The following is a 15,351-nucleotide window of genomic DNA, read 5'->3' on the forward strand; positions in this document are numbered from 1 at the left end:
ACAAGGACGTACTTGCGGCGTCCCCGCACTCCGACACCGCCCCACCACCCCACAGGAAACCCGCCGTTGCTGTTGCTGTTGCTGTTGCTGTTGCTGTTGCTCCAGCTTCCAGCAGGTGCAGGGCTGCAAGCCCTGCCGAACACCATCCTTACCTCACACGCAGCAGCAGGCTGCCACCCGCGCACACCACCGCCAGCCAGGCCACGCCGTTCCAACCCCACTGCGCCAGCGCCAGGCTGCCCAGCGCACCACCGGCGGCCATGCCGATGAACATGCCCGTGAACAGCAACGCATTGAGCCGGCTGCGTGCCGGCGGCACCAGTCCGTAGACCAACGTCTGGTGCGCCACCAGCGCCGACTGGAAGCCGAAGTCGAACAGCAGCGCGCTCACCACCAGCAGCGGTAGCAGCGCAGCGGCCGGCAGCCACGACTCGGTCAACAGCAGGCCAAAGCCCAGCAGCGCCACCGCGATCGCCAGCCGCGCCACGGCGTGGCAACCCAAGCGATCCGCGAATCGACCCGCAAACGGCGCGGCCAATGCGCCGGCCGCACCGGCAATGCCGAATGCACCCGCTGCGGCACTACCCAGCCCCAACCGTGCATGCAGCATCAGCGCGAGGGTTGACCAGAACGCGCTGAAGCCCACCGCCAGCAGCGACTGGCTGGCCACCGCACGGCGCAGCTGTGGCTGCTCCCGCCACAACGCCAGCAACGAACCCAACAACGCCGGATAGCGCAGTGTGCTGGTCGGTGCGAAGCGCGGCAGCGCACGCGCCATCACCGCTCCCATCGCCGCCACTGATACCGCGGCCAGCACGAACTGCGTGCGCCAACCCCACGCTTCGGCCACTACGCCACTGACCACCCGTGACAACAGGATTCCGAGCAGCAGGCCGGTCATCACCCGGCCGACGATCTGGCCGCGCTGCACATCCGGCGCCAGCACCGCTGCAGCCGGCACGATGTCCTGCGCCAGCGTGGCCATCAGCCCGACCAGCAGGCTGGCCATCAGCAGGCCCGGCAGGTGGCCAGCCATCGCAGCAGCGCCCAACGCCAACGCCAGCAACGCGGACTTCCACAGGATCAGGTTGCGGCGGTCGAACCGGTCGCCCAACGGCGCCAGCAGCAGAATGCCAAGCGCATATCCCAGCTGGGTCAAGGTCGGTACCAGGCCGGCAGCGCGCTCGCCGGCGCCGAGATCCTGGGCGATCAGGCCCAGCATCGGCTGGCTGTAGTACAGCGAGGCAACCGAGAAGCCGGCGCCGGCTGCCATCGCCATCACCAGCGGGGTGGAGGGTGCGGTCGTGGGTGCCGCAGCGACGGACAGCGAGGGGGTAGACATGGGAGAGTCCGGTGGGGGAAGTGGGCGTATCCTGCCGGTATTCGCGAGGCGTCTGTAGTAGGCTTCCGCACATACACTTCATACGTAAAGCGCATGAATGACCTCGCCACCGGCGCCGATCGTCTGGATCTGCTGCGCACCTTCCTGCGCATCGTCGATGCCGGCAGCCTGTCTGCTGCGGCCGTGCAGCTGGGCACCACCCAGCCGACGGTCAGCCGCCGCCTTCAGGCCCTGGAGCGGCAGTTAGGCCTGCGCCTTCTGCAGCGCTCCACCCACGGCCTGCAGCTGACCGAGGATGGCCTGCGCTGCCAGCGTCATGCGCAACGCGTGGTCGACGAATGGGAGTCGCTACAGGCCGAACTGCACGGCGAACCGGAAACGCTGCGTGGACGTTTGCGGGTGATGGTGCCGCACGCCTTCGGCCAGGCGCAGCTGCTGCCGACCATGCTCGCGTTCCTCGCCCAGCACCCGCAGCTGAGCCTGGAGTGGATCCTCGAGGATCGGCGCCCGGACTTCATCGCAGAAGGCATCGACTGCGCGGTGCGGGTGGGCCCCGTCGACGAACCGCGCATGGTCGCACTACCGCTCGCCGAAGTGCCGCGCATCGTCGTGGCAGCGCCCTCGTTGGTGGACGCCACAGCAGTCAGTACGCCGGAACAGGCGCAGTCACTGCCGTGGATCTCGCTGGTCACCTACTACCGCGAGCGCCTGCTGCTGCATGACGCACAGGGCCGCGCGCATACGCTGTCGATCAGCCCGCGCCTGCTCAGCGACAACCTGTTCGTGGTGCAGCAGGCCGCATGTGCGGGGCTGGGCGCAGCGGTGGTCTCGGCCTGGCTGGTGGCCGACGATCTCGCACAAGGGCGGCTGGTGCAGCTGCTGCCGGACTGGCAGGCGCCGGCACTGCCGGTACACGTGGTGTTTCCCGCCGCGCGCCAGCAGCCGCCGCGGCTGCGCGCCTTCATCGATGCGATGAAGGCCGCGCTGCCGCAATTGCATGGAATGCGGCCGGCGCCGCGTTAGGTCATCGGCCGCATCATCCACGCATGGCGTGGATCTACTGATGGTACGGGTAGATCCACGCAATGCGTGGATTCTGCCCCGCCCCGCAATCAGTTGGCCTTGGCCGCCTCGGCATTCCACGCTGCGACCCTGGCCTTGGTGTCGGCCAGCATCTTGTCCAGCGCGGCGCGGTCATACACGTTGCCGCGCAGGATCACGCTGTCGATCTTTTCGGTGGCAGCAATGTCCTGCAGTGGGTTGGCGGTCAGCAGTACCAGATCGGCGGCCTTGCCCTGTGCGACACCACCGTAGCGGTCCAGCTGGCCGAACCAGGCCGGGCCGGAACGGGTTGCGGCCGACAGCGCCTGCGGTGCGCTCAGGCCTTCCTTCACGAACAGCTGCAATTCCTGGTGCAGGGCGATGCCCGGGAAGTTGAACGAGTTGAGGAAGCCCGCATCGGTGCCCGCAATGATCGTCACACCGGCTTCCTGCAGCATCGGCAGCACCGCGGCCACCTGGTGGTACTGCGCGTGGCGCGCTTCGATCTGTGCCGGCGTGGCCTTCGCCGCGCGGTCCACGCGCCACTGGTAGGTCGCGCGCAGGCCCGGGCCGATGTAGGCCAGGTACGGATCGTTGGCGTGGTCATCCTGGTCAAGGAAATCGAGGATGCGGCCACCGTTGAGGGTCGGGGTCACGAATACGCCACGCTTGGCGAAATCGCGGTAGGCGTGCATCGCCGTGTCGCGGTCGAAGCTGGCGTCGAGGCGGCGGTTGGCTTCGGCGCGGTCGATGCGGCCGGCACCGAAGTCGGCGGCGATCTGCGCTTCATCCTTGCTGCCGGCCTTGAATGCATAATCCAGATGCTCGATCGAGGCCAGGCCCGCATCGACCGCCTGCTCCACGGTCAGTGCCATCGGAATATGCCCCGAGGCCTTGAAGCCGGCCTTGCGCGCAGCACTGGCCGAGTACAGGAACAGCTCCGGCTTCAGCGTGCTGTCGGTGATCTTCACGAAATCAACCTTGTCGTGCTGCAGGCGGGCGATCGCCTTGTCGGCGTCGGCCTCGCTGCCCACTTCGATCGTACCCTTCCAGACCGGCTTGATGCCTTCGATCTTCGCGCCCGAACTGAGCAGGCGCGGACCAAACAGCGTGCCCTTGGCGATCTCGCCGCGCCACTGCAGCACCTGCTCGGGCAGGTCACCGGAACAGTCGCGCACGGTGGTGATGCCGTGCGCGATATATAGCGGCAGCAGCGCCTTGTTCTCTTCGATCAGCGCCGGGCCACCACCGAAGTGCACGTGCATGTCCCACAGCCCCGGAATCAGGTACTTGCCCTTGGCATCGATCTGGCGGGCCGCGCTCCATTGGCTGCGCAGCTGTGCATCCGGGCCGACGGCGACGATGTCCTCGCCGCGGATCACCACGCTCTGCCCCGCCAGGGTGCTGGCGTGCTCGACATCGACCACGGTGGCATTGCGGATCAGCAGGTCGGCGCGCTCAGCGGCAGACGCCGACAGCGGTGCCACCGCAAGGAGGATCGCAAGGGACAACGGACGGGAACGGAACATGGACAGCATCCTGATGGGCACGCCCAGCGTGCGGGTGGAAGGGAACAGTCTTCAGCGCACCGCGCCGTGCTGGCGCAGCAGGGTTTCAATTCCGGTATAGCCGCGCTGGCGCGCGTGCGCCAGCGGCGTCACACCGTCGCCGTCGGCCAGCTCGGGGTCGGCGCCGGCCTCCAGCAGCAGCTGCACGATCTGCACGTGGCGCACGCCGCCATCGCCAAGCAGGATGGCCTCCAGCAGCGCGGTCCAGTGCAGGCGGTTGACATGGTCTACAGCGACGCCGGCACGCAGCAGCGTGCGTACGGTGGCGACGTGGCCGCGCTCGGCGGCAGGAATCAAGGCGGTGCCGCCGTAGCGGTTGGTGCTGCGCAGATCGGCGCCGTGCGCCAGCGTCATGGCCAGGATCTCGTCCAGGCCACGCGCGCCGGCGTACAGGTAGGCGCTGTCCTGCATGGCGTCCTTGGCATTGACATCGGCGCCGGCTTCGATCAGTTCACGCGCGGCATCTACATTGTTGCCATGCGTGGCAAGCAGCAGCGCGGTACGGCCCTGGCCATCACGCGCCTCCAGATCGGCGCCGTCCTCCAGCGCCCCACGCACTGCCTCGGCATCGCCGCGGGCGGCGGCATCGCGCAGGCGGGCATCGGCCGAGCCCGCGGTGGCCGAACAGGCTGGAATAACCATCGCCAGCAGGCACAGCAGCAACAGGCGCCCCACCGGAGCGGGCCAGCGATGGATTCGCATCTTCGGTTCTCCTGTGCGGCGAGCACTGCGGGCGATGCCGGTACAACCGGGGCGCGGTGCTTGCTGCCCCCTCCCCTGCATGGTAGAAGTCGTCACGCGCATCCAGAAGTGAAATGTTCAAATGCAAGACAGTGCCAAATCGAATAGAACGCTGTTCGAACTGGACCTGCTGCGGGCGCTGGTGATGGTGGCCGACTGCGGCAGCTTCACAACCGCGGCCACGCGCCTGCATTCGACCCAGTCCACGGTCAGCCAGAAGGTGCGCCGGCTGGAGGAGCTGGCCGGGCATCGCCTGCTCGAACGCGGCCACCGCGACGTACACCCCACCGATGCCGGCCACACCCTGCTCGGCTACGCGCGGCGCATGCTCGACCTGAACGAGGAAATGGCACAGGCGCTGGCCGGCGCCACCGTGGAAACCGCGGTGCGCATCGGTGTCCCCGAGGACTTCGTCAACGCACAGACCACACGCATGCTGGCCGCTTTCAGCCGCCGCCATCCACAGGTGAAACTGGAGATCAGCAGCGGCCTCAGCCGCGACCTGGCCCACGGCTTCGACCACGGCGAGCTGGACCTGGTGCTGGTCAAGCAACGCCGCAACACCCGCCAGGCGGTGCACTGCCGACGCGAGCCGATGCATTGGATCGACAGCCTGCGCAGCAGCTGCCTGCTGCAGGACCCCCTGCCGCTGGTGACCTTCCCGCCGCGCGGGCTGTACCGCGACGAGATGATCCACGCCGTGGAGGCGCTGGGCCTGCGCTGGCGCATCGCCTTCACCAGTTCGTCGCTGAGTGGCATCCAGGGCGCGGTGGCCGATGGCATCGGCATCAGCCTGCTGCCACGCCGCGCGGTCACCCGCGATCACCGCATCATCGATGGCGAACGCGAGCTGCCGGTGATCGACAATTACGAGATCGGCCTGCTGCATCGTGCCGACGCAGATGATGCCGTGCGCGCGCTGGCCAGCGAACTGTGGCGCCAGGTGCAGCGCGAACCGGATTGACCGCGGTAGACCCACGTCATGCGTGGATGGAAACGACCGTCCGGCATCCGAAAGGGCGCTGAAGCGTCAGCGAGTACGCGCCTGTCGCAAAAGGCCCACTGATCGCGAGCAGGATTGACCACAGTAGATCCACGCCATGCGTAGATGGAAACGACCGCCCAGTATTCGAAATCGCGGTGAAGCGCCAGCAGGTACACGCTTGTCGTAAAAGGCCGACTGATGGCGTACCCAATGCCTGGGCGATAGGGTAGCGAACGCCCCTCTCCAGATTGCCCCGCCTATGACCAGCACGTACCAGGTTGCTTTGACCCCTGCTCCGAAGGACGAAGCCGACATCCGGTTCGATCCTCTGCCACCTGCGCTCATCGCCCACATGCAGCAGCAGCGTGCACAGGTTGCTGCCCTCGTCGCATCTGCGTTCCCTACCGTGCCTGTTCAATGGCCGCTGCTGCCGAGCACGCTGCAACGCGTAGTCGATGCAGAACTGATCGATCACGATGATTGTGACGGTTGGGAAGCACTGGGGGTCGCATTTGGTGATTGTCTGGCACAGCGTGTACCGGAACTTGCCTGGGCCCAGGTAACCGATGCCTGGGGCGTCGATGCGGTTCTCCGCTATGGCGACGCCAATATCATGGTCAGCGCCGGCACCCTGTTGATCAAACGCATCGAAGAAGGCAAGACCGTCGAGATCAACCATCTGCTTGAAGCTCTGGAGGAGTTCGTCATCCAGCAAGCGCGCAAGTCCGGCTGAGCCCATGAGAGAACGATTGAATCGCGCAGAATGACGTATTCGCACATTGATGCTGCGCATGCGGAAGCAATCACAGTTCGCGCACTGATCATCGATATCTGATCAGACGTGCCGCACCAAGGCACTACATCGCAGGCTACAGTCGCCCTAGTTTCCGTGCCCCACGGCGCCTCGCCATGTCCGATGAAATCCCCACCCGCTTCGATCCCCTGCCCGCTGCACTGCAGACGCATCTGCAGCACCAGCGCTTGCTGATCGCTGCGCGCGTGGCCGCCGGCTTTCCGACGTTGCCGGTGCAGTGGCCGCTGGCGGCCACCACGCTGCAGCGCGTGGTCGATGCCGAGCTGATCGACCGCGACGACTGCGATGGCTGGGAAGCACTGGGCGTGGCGTTCGGTGACACCCTGGCCCAGCGCGTGCCGGGCCTGGCCTGGATGCAGGTCACCGATGCCTGGGGCATCGACGCGGTGCTGCGCTATGCCGACAGCAGCCTGCAGATCGGCGCCAGCACGCTGCTGCTCAAGCGCGTCGAGCAGGGCGAGATCATCGACATCGCCCACCTGCTGGCGCGGCTTGAGGAATTCGTCGTCACCCGTGCCGACGATTACGTCTGAAAGGCCGCCGAGCATGGCTCGGCACTACACGGGGTTGCGCGGCGTGAATCTACAGCCAGCGGCCGTCGACCACCACGCGTCGCTCCACCGGCACTGCGGCCACAGCGGCCGGGCCGTGGTCGGCACGCACCGCCACGAATGTGGCCGGATGCCCTTCCACAAGACCGTACTGCGGCAGCCCGATCACCTGCGCGGCATGGGTGGTCACCATGTCCAGCGCCAGCATCAGGTCGGCATCGGTATGGAAGCCGGAGCGGTAGCCCAGCAGCATCGCCCGCTGCAGCAGATCGCCGTTGCCATACGGCCACCAGCAGTCACGGATGTTGTCGTTGCCCGCGAACACGCGCACACCGGCATCATGCAGCGCGCGCAGCGGCGGGAATGGATGATCGCCAGGCGCGTTGCTCATGATCGCCACACCCGCCGTCGCCAGCGCCTCGCCCACCTGCAGCGCGCGTGCCAGCGGCACCTCGCCCAGCGAATAAGCATGACTGACCGCCACCCGACCCTGCAGGCCAGCGGCCCGGGTGCGCGCGGCGATGCGCAGCAGCTGCGCCAGGCCGGTTTCGCCGGGCTCATGCAGATGGATGTCCAGCTGAACGCCGTAACGCTCGGCCAAGCCGAACAGCAGCGCCAGCTGGCCTTCGGCATCACCGTCGAGCGTGGTCGGGTCGATGCCGCCGAGCACCTCCACGCCCGCAGCAAGGGCCTGCTCAAGCACCGCAGCGGTACCCGCGCAGGACATCACCCCGGCCTGTGGGAACGCCACCAGCTGGATGCGCATGATGTCGGCACAGCGCAATGCGGCCTCGCGTACCGCCTCCAGGTGGCGCAGGCCGGTGCTGCCATCGATATCGACATGGCAGCGCATTGCCACTGTGCCGAAGCCGCTGCATTGGCGGATCAGCGCCTCGGCGCGATCGACCATCGGCGCCGCAGCCGCCACTGCCGCCTTTTCCACCGCCAATCGCTCACGCAGGCTGTTCACCGGCTGATGCGGGTGCCAACGGTCGCCGACGAAGCTCTTGTCCAGGTGGATGTGGCCATCCACCAACCCCGGCAGCACCGCAAAGCCCTGCAGATCGACGCTTTCCGCCCCTTCAGCCGGGCCGGTATGGCCGTTGAGCCCGCTGATGCGGCCATCACGGATGTGGAAGTGCAGCGGTGCACCGTCGCGGTCGACACCGCCGTGGATGAACTGCAGGGTCATCGGGAATTCCCGGAAAGCCAAGACTGGCGCCATCCTGCGCCTCGATAGCGCCATCGGCCAACGAAATATCTGGATGGCACGCATTCACCAGAACGATGATTCCCCCTGCGACAACCGGTCGCAGCCACGCCGTGCACACCCCTGAACGGGTAACATGGGCGCCTGTTTCCGCTGTGATGCCGCATGGGCCCGTCCGACCGCCACGATCGTCTCCGCCGCTGGCAGGCCGCGTCCCTGCTTGCCGCCGCTCCGATCGCCAGCCTGTCCGCCACTGATGCTGCGGCCGCTGCGCCGCTGCAGTCGCCGCCGGGCCAGCAGCGGATCGCCCCGGCTGCGCTGGTCGAGCGCCTGCACCAGCGCGTGCTGTCCGGGCAGAGCGCCACCGCCACGCTGGAACACTGGTGCGCCGAGCACGGCCTGGCCGAACAGGCGCGGGTGCGCGCCGTGCGCATACACGGCCAGGACAAGCCTGCCCCCGCCGACGTGCTGCAGGCGCTGGGCGTGAAGCCGGGTACCGACCTGCGCTATCGCCGCGTGCAGCTGGTGTGCGGCAGCCGCGTGCTGTCCGAGGCCGACAACTGGTACCTGCCTGGTCACCTCAGCCCGGCCATGAACCAGGTGCTGGACAGCACCGACGAACCGTTCGGTCGCGTGGTCGGCCCGCTCGGCTTCCAGCGCCAGACCCTGGCTGACCAGACGTTCTGGCCGCCGCGGGGCGAAGGCGATCACGGCGTGATCCTGGAAGTGCGTGCCCTGCTGCGCGACCGCCAGCAGCAGCCTTTCAGCTACGTCATCGAGTCGTACCTGCAGCAGGCGCTTCCGTAACGCGCCGCGGCGCCGGGCATCCGCCGGCTACGGGCCCGTGATGGCGTTGGCTGCAGGATCCACCGAGAACACGAAGCGCCCACCACGCTGGTCCCTGCCCCATGTCATCGGCGCCGTGGTCAGACTGTAGACCGGGGCCGCCTTGTCCGTGCCGATCGCCTCGGACCAGGCACTGAAATCCTCATCGGTACGGCTTCGGATCTCGCCAACACACAGGCTGTAGCCACAGGCGAAAGACACCAGCGTGCCGTCGCTGCCGATGAGCCGGGTCGCGGCCGTCCTGTAGAGCCGGGTCAGGTCCTGCACTTCCGGGTGGCCAGCCGCATCGCGCTCGAACTGGCTGATCGCCTGCGCGAAAGCCTTGTCGGAACCCAGCAGCGCCTCGCTCTTCTGCACGGACACCGCACCCTCGCTCAGCAGCATGCGCTCGCCCTCGAGGAAGTGCCCCTCCGGTTGCGCGAGCCCAGCGGCAGCCGTCGTGGCACTCGATGCCGTTGCCGCGCGCGATGGCCCAGCGTGCTCCGCTGGCTGCGCGTGAGACTGCGCAGGCGCGGCATTGGCCACCTCCGCGGCATCCTCCACGCTGGCCGCCTGCCTGCCACTGCAACCTGCAATGGCCACCACTGCAATCACACTCCACACCCTGACATCCATGCGCATCCTCCTCCGGGTAGCGCCACAGCATGCCACGCGCGCAGCGGCAACACGGGTGCACTGCACAAAGAAAAGCCCAGCAATGCTGGGCCTTTCGTTCGCCTGCGGAATCAGCGGAACCGGTAGTCCAGTTGCACCCAGTACTGGCGGCCATATGGGTCGTAGTTGCCAACCGGATAGAACGGCCAGCCGCCTCCGTTCTTGTCCGCCGGCGGGCGGCTGTCACGCAGGTTGTTGACGATCACACCCACCGACAGGTTCTCGCCGAACTGGCGGAACACGCTGGCGTTGTACGTCATGTACGGCGCGATGCGGCCACTGCCATCGGTCTTCGGCAGCGAGCCGAAGCGGTTGCCGTACAGCGTGGTGGTCCAGTCACCCTGGTTCCAGGTGATGCTGCCGTTGGCCTTGCTGCGCCACTGGTAGTCATCCAGCGAATTGCGGATGTCACGCTCCGGATCATCGGAGAACTGTCGGTATTTGTGCTCCAGCACCACGGTGTAGGCCAGGCGCGTGGTGAAGCGGCCATAGCGGCCGGCATCGAAACGCCAGTTGCCCTTCAGGTCCAGGCCGCGAACCGATTCGGAGGCCGCGTTGATCGGATTGATCAGCACGCGGGTCACCTGGTCCGGCTGCACGGTGGCATTGGACGGATTGCGAATCACCCGCGACAGCGCGTCCTGGCACAGCGGCGAACCGATATCGCGCGCTTCGCCGCCCAGCGTCCGGCCCAGGCGGCAATCGGCCTCATCACGCAGGATGCGGCTGGTATCGAGGCTGGTCACTTCGTTGTCGATGCGGATGTCGTAGTAGTCAGCGCTGAAATCCAGGCCGGGCAGCGGCGACCAAACCACGCCGAAACCATACGACTTGGCCGATTCCGGCTGCAGCTGCGCATTGGCGCGGTTGCTGTAATCAATCGACAGGCCGTTGTAGTCGCAGTTGTCGTACGACTGGCCCGCCGTGCGGCAGCGCCAGTAATCGGTCATGCCCGGGTTGTAGCCGCGGGTTTCGGTGGCAAACACGTAGTTCATGTCCGGCGCACGGAAGCTGGTCGCCGCCGTACCACGGATCAGCAGGCTCTCGATCGGACGGAACTCGACGCCGAAACTCCAGGTGGCCTTGCCGATGTGCTCGCCACCGGCACGGTACTGGTCATAGCGACCGGCCAGCGTGGTGGTCAGCGACTGCAGCAGCGGCAATTGCAGCTCCACACCTGCAGCGTAGCGGTCACGCTCGCCACCGGCACCGATGCCGGCGCTGGTGTTCCAGAACTCGCCGCTGCCCAGGCGCGGGTCCGGGCGGTTGCGGTAGCCCTGGCTGCCGGCCTCGACCACCGCTGCCAACGCCGCATCGCCCCCAGGCAGCGCGAACAGGCGGCCGTTGACGCTGGCGCTGAAGGTCTGCAGCCATGCCGCGTTACGGCTTTCCTGGTAGTCGGACAGCCCCTCGTATTCGTTCGGGGTCAACGGCTGGAACAGGCGCGCCGGATCCGGCGCATAGACCTCAACGCCGTTGCGCACACCCAGCTTCGGGCCGAGCAGGTATTCGTTGATGCCGGCCAGCAGCACCGGGCGGCGGGTGCGGTTCTCGTATCGCGAGCGGCTGTAGACCGCCTCATAGTCCCAGCCGCTGTCGCCGATCTGGCCACGCGCGCCGACGTTGAACGACCACGAGTTTTCCAGGAAGCGGTTGGCATTGCGCGGCAGGCCGCCGATTTCCTCCGGCGCGAAGCGGCGGTACCAGCTTTCCAGGTTGCCTGTGGTCTGGTTGTAGAAGTAGTTGCGGGCCGAGGTCCAGGTCGGCGCACGCGTGTTGTTGTAGATCCGCGCGCTGCCCACGGCGACATCGGCGAACAGGTCAGTGGTCTCGTTGACGTGGAAGGTCAGCAGGCCATAGCCATTGAGGTTGCGCTTCTGGGTCTGCACGGTCCAGTAGCTGGCGGCGGCCTCGTTGCTGCCGCAGTACCAGCCCTGGCGAGGGTTGAAGGCGCGGAACACGCTGCCGCCATAGATGTCAGACGCCCCGTCGCAGCCAGTGACGCCCGGATCGATGTTGCGGCCGGTGGCGGCATTGCGGCGATAGGCGATCGCGGTCGCCTGCGGCGCCTTGCCGGCCGGATCATCATTCAGCGAATCCATGAAATCGCGCTGGCGTGCGTGGATCGCCTTGCGCACATCGAACTCGAAGCCGAACAGCGCATCCCAACGCTCGCCGGAACTACCACCGACCACCTGCGCGCGCTGGTTGTCGCCGCCGCCCTGCTGGGTGCCACCGGCGCGCACGTTCACATCCACGCCCTCAAAGCGGTCCTTGAGGATGATGTTGACCACGCCGGCGATCGCATCGGAGCCGTATACCGCCGACGCACCTGCCGCCAGGACCTCGATGCGCTCGATCAGCGCACTGGGAATGTTGGCCAGGTTGACCACGTTCACCGACCCTTCGTAGGCCAGCGGGTAGTCGGCCTGGCGGCGGCCGTTGACCAGCACCAGCGTGCGGTTCGGGCCCAGCCCGCGCAGGTTGATGGTGTTGGCGGCCGGGGTGAAGGTGTTGCCGAAGTCCTCGCCCTGTACGTTGCCGGTGTTCTCGGTCAGCGCGCTCAGTGCGTCGAAGGCATTGCGGTAGCCCTGCGCATCGATCTGTTCGCGGCTGATCACCGTCACCGGCGACGGGCCCTCGACACTGGCGCGTGGAATGCGCGAGCCGGTGACCTTCACTTCCTGCAATGTGGTGGGTGCGCTTTCCTGCGCGAAGGCCGGCAGCGAGACCAGCATCAGGGACGACAGTGCGAGCACCAGCGGACGCGGGCGCAGCGCCTTGTGGGAGGCGGACATGGGCTTCCTGGGGAGTTGGGCGGGTGGTGGTACGGGGCAGCGGCCTGTACGGCGCATAACGATCCCGTAACGAAAGTGTCCTGAATGGGGGGTTTCAACGGAAATGACCAGGCCTGATGGCCTTATGCCTGAACCGAATCAGACCCGCAGTGCCATCCACCACACTTTTGCAATGTTTTGAATGGTGCAGGGCTGCAGGCACGGCCATCGTGCCGGGGATGATGACCCCGTACCCCACCTCCCTCCTTCCCCCATTGCGCCCGGTGCTGCGCCGTCACCTGCTGCAGCTGCAGGCCGCACCGGTCACCCTGCGCCCTTTCCAGCGTGCCGACCTGCCGCGCTGGCGCCTGTTCGATGACCGCCGCCGGCGCGGCCGCCGCGATCCGTCCGTCATCGATGAGGAAGCGCGCTTCCTCGCCCACATGCATCGCTCACGCCTGGAACAGGACAACGACCAGCTGCTGCTGGGGGTGTTCGATGACGAGCACGGCAACGTACTGGACCAGCTGCACGTACGGCTGCAATCACTACACGCGCGCAGCGCCGAACTGCTGTCGCTGCAGCATTGGCACCCGCATTCCGATGCCGCGCTGCGTGCACTGTGCCCGTTCCTGTTCGAGGATGTCGGCCTGCATCGCCTGTTCGTGATGCTGCCACCGGACTGCAGTGATCCGTTCGCCACCGCGCTGCGGGCCTTCGGCTTCGAGCAGGAAGGCCTGCTGCGCGACCATCATCTGGATCTGGATGGCTGGCAGGATCGCCAGCTGCTGGCGCTGACCGCACCCATGTGGCGGAGCAAGCACAGGATGCTGGACTAGCGCACCCGCTCCAGCGCGTTGCCGGCACCGGTCAGCACCGAGCAGGCGTGGTCCTGCAGCTCTTCGGCGCTGGCCTCGTTGCCGGTGCCCGCGTCCACACGGGTGGCCAGCAGGATGAAGCCCGGGCCGCCCTGCACGGCGTCCCGGCCCGCCACAACCAGGCTCCACTGGCCGACGTCGTCCACGCCTGCGAGGTCGTAGGCCAGCAGATTGAGCGGATTGGCGGTCAGTTCTGCGCCCGGCAGCAGGCGTGCCTGGTACTGATGGCCGCGCAGCAGCACCGGCAGCGGTGCCCACTGGCTGCCCAGGGCGGCAGCATGCGTATCCAGCGCCTGCAGCACGTCGGCACGCAGGCAATCCACGTGAATATGCAGCTGATGTTGCGAGCGGCCATGCGGCGAGTTCAACGCCAGGCTGGCGACGTTGCGCGGCAGCGGTTGGCCCAGCGCCCGTTCGGTGTGGCTGCGCGCCTGCCAGGCTGCAGCGAAGTAGTTCGGTGCACCACGCTGGTACAGGCTGCGGCTCTCGATGCCGCTGACCTTGTCCAGCGGCATCAGCAGGAACTGGTAGTCGCCGTGCGCGTCCTTGACCAGCACATCGCGGCGGTCTGCTGCCGTCTCCACCCGCAGGCAATCGCCACGCGGGCCTTCGGCGCCCTGGCAGTCACGTTCAATCAATCGCCACAATGCATCGGAATGGGCCGGCGGCGGAGGCGCGCTGGCACAGGCAGACAACAGCAGCAGGGACGACAGCAGGAAGGGGCGCAAGGACACGGCACGACTCACGGAGCAGGCACGGCAGACAGCGCCGCGCTGCATTCTAGCCAGTGCAACGCTGCAATCAGTAGGTGCCGAACGGCACTTCAACCACGATCGGGGCGGCACCCTCGCCGGCCTGCAGGCTGTAGCGGTCCAGCGCGCCATCGTCATCGGCGTGCGGCTGGCGCTGGAAATGCAGCGGGTAGCGGCTGTCCCCCAGGCGCACGGCACTGCCGTCGGCCTCCAGCGCGGCACCTTCCGGAATCAGCAGACCGCCCAGGTCGCTGTAGGCGCCAGGTACATCGGCGAAGCTGTAGTCGGCCAGCTCGTCCACCCGCTGCATCGCATAGACGTGCGGCACATAGGGTCGTGCAGGGCTACGGCCATTGCTCAGGTCCGTCACCCAGGCCTGCGGCAGGTGGTACTCCCCCCGCAGCGCAGCGACGCCCAGCGAGGGGCTGGCCACCTGCAGGCAGCACACCGCCCGCTTGCCCTCGCGGTCGAGGATGGCGAAACGGTCGCCGCGGGTGGCCGCCTGCGGTAGCATGGCGAAGGCCAGGTTACGCTGCGCCGGCGCGTAGCCGGATTCGGTCTGCAGGTTGCGCCAGGCGCCGAATACCGGGGATTGGACCTGCTCGGGTTCCGGATCGGCAGCGGAGGCGGCAAACGCCACGCCCAGCAACGACAACATCAGGGCCGTCATCGTCTTGTCCTTGCCGCGGAAACTGCCTGCCGTCATACCGTATCCAACACCTGCGCCGGAAAGGCCCGGCCTGCCCGCTGGCGTACTGCCAGCTATTCCTCCCACTATGCAATGACCACGCTGTGCCGGCAATGACCGGGGCGCTGACGCCTTTCGCACGCTCGGTGCTATCGTTCCCGCCATCGTCCCCTGCGCAGGAGCGCTCACATGTCTGCATTCCGTCTGTCCCTGTTGCTGCCGGCCTCCGCCCTGCTGCTGTCGGCCTGCGTCAGCACCCCTGGCCCGGAAGTCAAAGGCAGTGGCCGCTGCGACGCCAGCCAGCTGGGCTGGGCGATCGGCCAGCCGGCCAACGAGCCCAACATCCGTCGCCTGTCCCGCGAGAGCGGTGCCGGCCTGGTCAACCCGATCGGCCCCAGCACCATCACCACCAAGGACATCCGCCCGGACCGCCTGCGCGTGTTCGTGGACAAGGACAACATCATCACGTCCACCCGCTGCGAGTAAGCGCGGCAGCGGGCTTTT

The 15,351-nt window shown here is 67.2% G+C and carries 15 protein-coding genes; 7 read left to right on the top strand and 8 right to left on the bottom strand.

Annotated elements, in window-relative coordinates; genetic code table 11:
• Positions 1–148: 148 nt before the first annotated feature.
• Complete coding sequence (locus N7573_RS21355; RefSeq protein WP_279913263.1) at positions 149–1,342, bottom strand: MFS transporter; 1,194 nt, start codon at positions 1,340–1,342, stop codon at positions 149–151.
• 93 nt (positions 1,343–1,435) lie between these two features.
• On the opposite strand from N7573_RS21355, the gene N7573_RS21360 reads away from it, so the two are divergent.
• Positions 1,436–2,365 carry a LysR family transcriptional regulator gene (locus tag N7573_RS21360; RefSeq protein ID WP_032128095.1) on the top strand — a complete coding sequence of 310 codons (930 nt, stop codon included), beginning with the start codon at positions 1,436–1,438 and terminating at the stop codon, positions 2,363–2,365.
• 89 nt (positions 2,366–2,454) lie between these two features.
• Here N7573_RS21360 and N7573_RS21365 read toward each other — a convergent pair whose 3' ends face one another.
• Together N7573_RS21365 and N7573_RS21370 are read right to left on the bottom strand one after the other, a co-directional pair.
• Positions 2,455–3,912: an amidohydrolase family protein gene (locus N7573_RS21365; RefSeq protein WP_279913261.1), complete on the bottom strand. Its 1,458-nt coding sequence runs from the start codon at positions 3,910–3,912 to the stop codon at positions 2,455–2,457.
• A gap of 51 nt (positions 3,913–3,963) precedes the next feature.
• Entirely contained in the window at positions 3,964–4,653 is a 690-nt protein-coding gene (locus tag N7573_RS21370) for an ankyrin repeat domain-containing protein (protein ID WP_279913260.1), read from the bottom strand.
• Positions 4,654–4,774: 121 nt separating this feature from the next.
• Between N7573_RS21370 and N7573_RS21375 the strand changes: the two genes are divergently transcribed.
• The 3 genes from N7573_RS21375 (at position 4,775) to N7573_RS21385 (ending at position 7,024) form a co-directional block, all read left to right on the top strand.
• Complete coding sequence (locus N7573_RS21375; protein ID WP_100434859.1) at positions 4,775–5,656, top strand: LysR substrate-binding domain-containing protein; 882 nt, start codon at positions 4,775–4,777, stop codon at positions 5,654–5,656.
• Positions 5,657–5,936: 280 nt separating this feature from the next.
• On the top strand, positions 5,937–6,410 hold the full coding sequence (locus N7573_RS21380) for a DUF3806 domain-containing protein (protein WP_279913259.1): 474 nt from the start codon (positions 5,937–5,939) through the stop codon (positions 6,408–6,410).
• A gap of 176 nt (positions 6,411–6,586) precedes the next feature.
• Positions 6,587–7,024 carry a DUF3806 domain-containing protein gene (locus N7573_RS21385; RefSeq protein WP_279913258.1) on the top strand — a complete coding sequence of 146 codons (438 nt, stop codon included), beginning with the start codon at positions 6,587–6,589 and terminating at the stop codon, positions 7,022–7,024.
• Between the two features lie 49 nt (positions 7,025–7,073).
• On the opposite strand, the gene N7573_RS21390 is transcribed toward N7573_RS21385, so the two are convergent.
• On the bottom strand, positions 7,074–8,234 hold the full coding sequence (locus N7573_RS21390) for an amidohydrolase family protein (protein ID WP_279913257.1): 1,161 nt from the start codon (positions 8,232–8,234) through the stop codon (positions 7,074–7,076).
• A 183-nt stretch (positions 8,235–8,417) separates the two neighbouring features.
• On the opposite strand from N7573_RS21390, the gene N7573_RS21395 reads away from it, so the two are divergent.
• A complete protein-coding gene (locus N7573_RS21395) occupies positions 8,418–9,059 on the top strand; it encodes a hypothetical protein (protein ID WP_049398456.1) in 642 nt (213 codons plus the stop codon).
• Between the two features lie 27 nt (positions 9,060–9,086).
• Here N7573_RS21395 and N7573_RS21400 read toward each other — a convergent pair whose 3' ends face one another.
• Positions 9,087–9,719 (bottom strand): hypothetical protein, encoded by a 633-nt coding sequence (locus N7573_RS21400; RefSeq protein WP_239683447.1) that lies wholly within the window; start codon positions 9,717–9,719, stop codon positions 9,087–9,089.
• Between the two features lie 104 nt (positions 9,720–9,823).
• A complete protein-coding gene (locus N7573_RS21405) occupies positions 9,824–12,550 on the bottom strand; it encodes a TonB-dependent receptor (protein WP_279913256.1) in 2,727 nt (908 codons plus the stop codon).
• A gap of 218 nt (positions 12,551–12,768) precedes the next feature.
• On the opposite strand from N7573_RS21405, the gene N7573_RS21410 reads away from it, so the two are divergent.
• A complete protein-coding gene (locus N7573_RS21410) occupies positions 12,769–13,368 on the top strand; it encodes a GNAT family protein (RefSeq protein ID WP_277778517.1) in 600 nt (199 codons plus the stop codon).
• Here the strand turns inward: N7573_RS21410 and N7573_RS21415 are convergent.
• Together N7573_RS21415 and N7573_RS21420 are read right to left on the bottom strand one after the other, a co-directional pair.
• The gene (locus N7573_RS21415) at positions 13,365–14,141 is read right to left on the bottom strand and encodes a CDP-diacylglycerol diphosphatase (RefSeq protein ID WP_107431455.1); all 777 of its coding nucleotides are present in this window, start codon (positions 14,139–14,141) and stop codon (positions 13,365–13,367) included. The two genes, N7573_RS21410 and N7573_RS21415, sit on opposite strands and share 4 nt — an antisense overlap.
• A 67-nt stretch (positions 14,142–14,208) precedes the next feature.
• A complete protein-coding gene (locus N7573_RS21420; RefSeq protein ID WP_049463092.1) occupies positions 14,209–14,865 on the bottom strand; it encodes a hypothetical protein in 657 nt (218 codons plus the stop codon).
• A 171-nt stretch (positions 14,866–15,036) separates the two neighbouring features.
• Here N7573_RS21420 and N7573_RS21425 point away from each other — a divergent pair, with 171 nt between their 5' ends.
• Complete coding sequence (locus N7573_RS21425; protein ID WP_006373100.1) at positions 15,037–15,333, top strand: I78 family peptidase inhibitor; 297 nt, start codon at positions 15,037–15,039, stop codon at positions 15,331–15,333.
• Positions 15,334–15,351 lie beyond the last annotated feature (18 nt).

Origin of the sequence: Stenotrophomonas sp. GD04054, assembly GCF_029836955.1 — a bacterium.
Taxonomy (GTDB): domain Bacteria; phylum Pseudomonadota; class Gammaproteobacteria; order Xanthomonadales; family Xanthomonadaceae; genus Stenotrophomonas; species Stenotrophomonas maltophilia_A.

What these genes read in the sequence shown, in the direction of transcription:
- N7573_RS21425 (WP_006373100.1), top strand. Translation starts at nt 15,037, where the DNA reads ATGTCTGCATTCCGTCTGTCCCTGTTGCTGCCGGCCTCCGCCCTGCTG.
- N7573_RS21375 (WP_100434859.1), top strand. Translation starts at nt 4,775, where the DNA reads ATGCAAGACAGTGCCAAATCGAATAGAACGCTGTTCGAACTGGACCTG.
- N7573_RS21400 (WP_239683447.1), bottom strand. Translation starts at nt 9,719, where the DNA reads ATGCGCATGGATGTCAGGGTGTGGAGTGTGATTGCAGTGGTGGCCATT.
- N7573_RS21355 (WP_279913263.1), bottom strand. Translation starts at nt 1,342, where the DNA reads ATGTCTACCCCCTCGCTGTCCGTCGCTGCGGCACCCACGACCGCACCC.
- N7573_RS21390 (WP_279913257.1), bottom strand. Translation starts at nt 8,234, where the DNA reads ATGACCCTGCAGTTCATCCACGGCGGTGTCGACCGCGACGGTGCACCG.
- N7573_RS21365 (WP_279913261.1), bottom strand. Translation starts at nt 3,912, where the DNA reads ATGTTCCGTTCCCGTCCGTTGTCCCTTGCGATCCTCCTTGCGGTGGCA.
- N7573_RS21420 (WP_049463092.1), bottom strand. Translation starts at nt 14,865, where the DNA reads ATGACGGCAGGCAGTTTCCGCGGCAAGGACAAGACGATGACGGCCCTG.
- N7573_RS21370 (WP_279913260.1), bottom strand. Translation starts at nt 4,653, where the DNA reads ATGCGAATCCATCGCTGGCCCGCTCCGGTGGGGCGCCTGTTGCTGCTG.
- N7573_RS21360 (WP_032128095.1), top strand. Translation starts at nt 1,436, where the DNA reads ATGAATGACCTCGCCACCGGCGCCGATCGTCTGGATCTGCTGCGCACC.
- N7573_RS21380 (WP_279913259.1), top strand. Translation starts at nt 5,937, where the DNA reads ATGACCAGCACGTACCAGGTTGCTTTGACCCCTGCTCCGAAGGACGAA.
- N7573_RS21385 (WP_279913258.1), top strand. Translation starts at nt 6,587, where the DNA reads ATGTCCGATGAAATCCCCACCCGCTTCGATCCCCTGCCCGCTGCACTG.
- N7573_RS21395 (WP_049398456.1), top strand. Translation starts at nt 8,418, where the DNA reads ATGGGCCCGTCCGACCGCCACGATCGTCTCCGCCGCTGGCAGGCCGCG.
- N7573_RS21410 (WP_277778517.1), top strand. Translation starts at nt 12,769, where the DNA reads ATGATGACCCCGTACCCCACCTCCCTCCTTCCCCCATTGCGCCCGGTG.
- N7573_RS21405 (WP_279913256.1), bottom strand. Translation starts at nt 12,550, where the DNA reads ATGTCCGCCTCCCACAAGGCGCTGCGCCCGCGTCCGCTGGTGCTCGCA.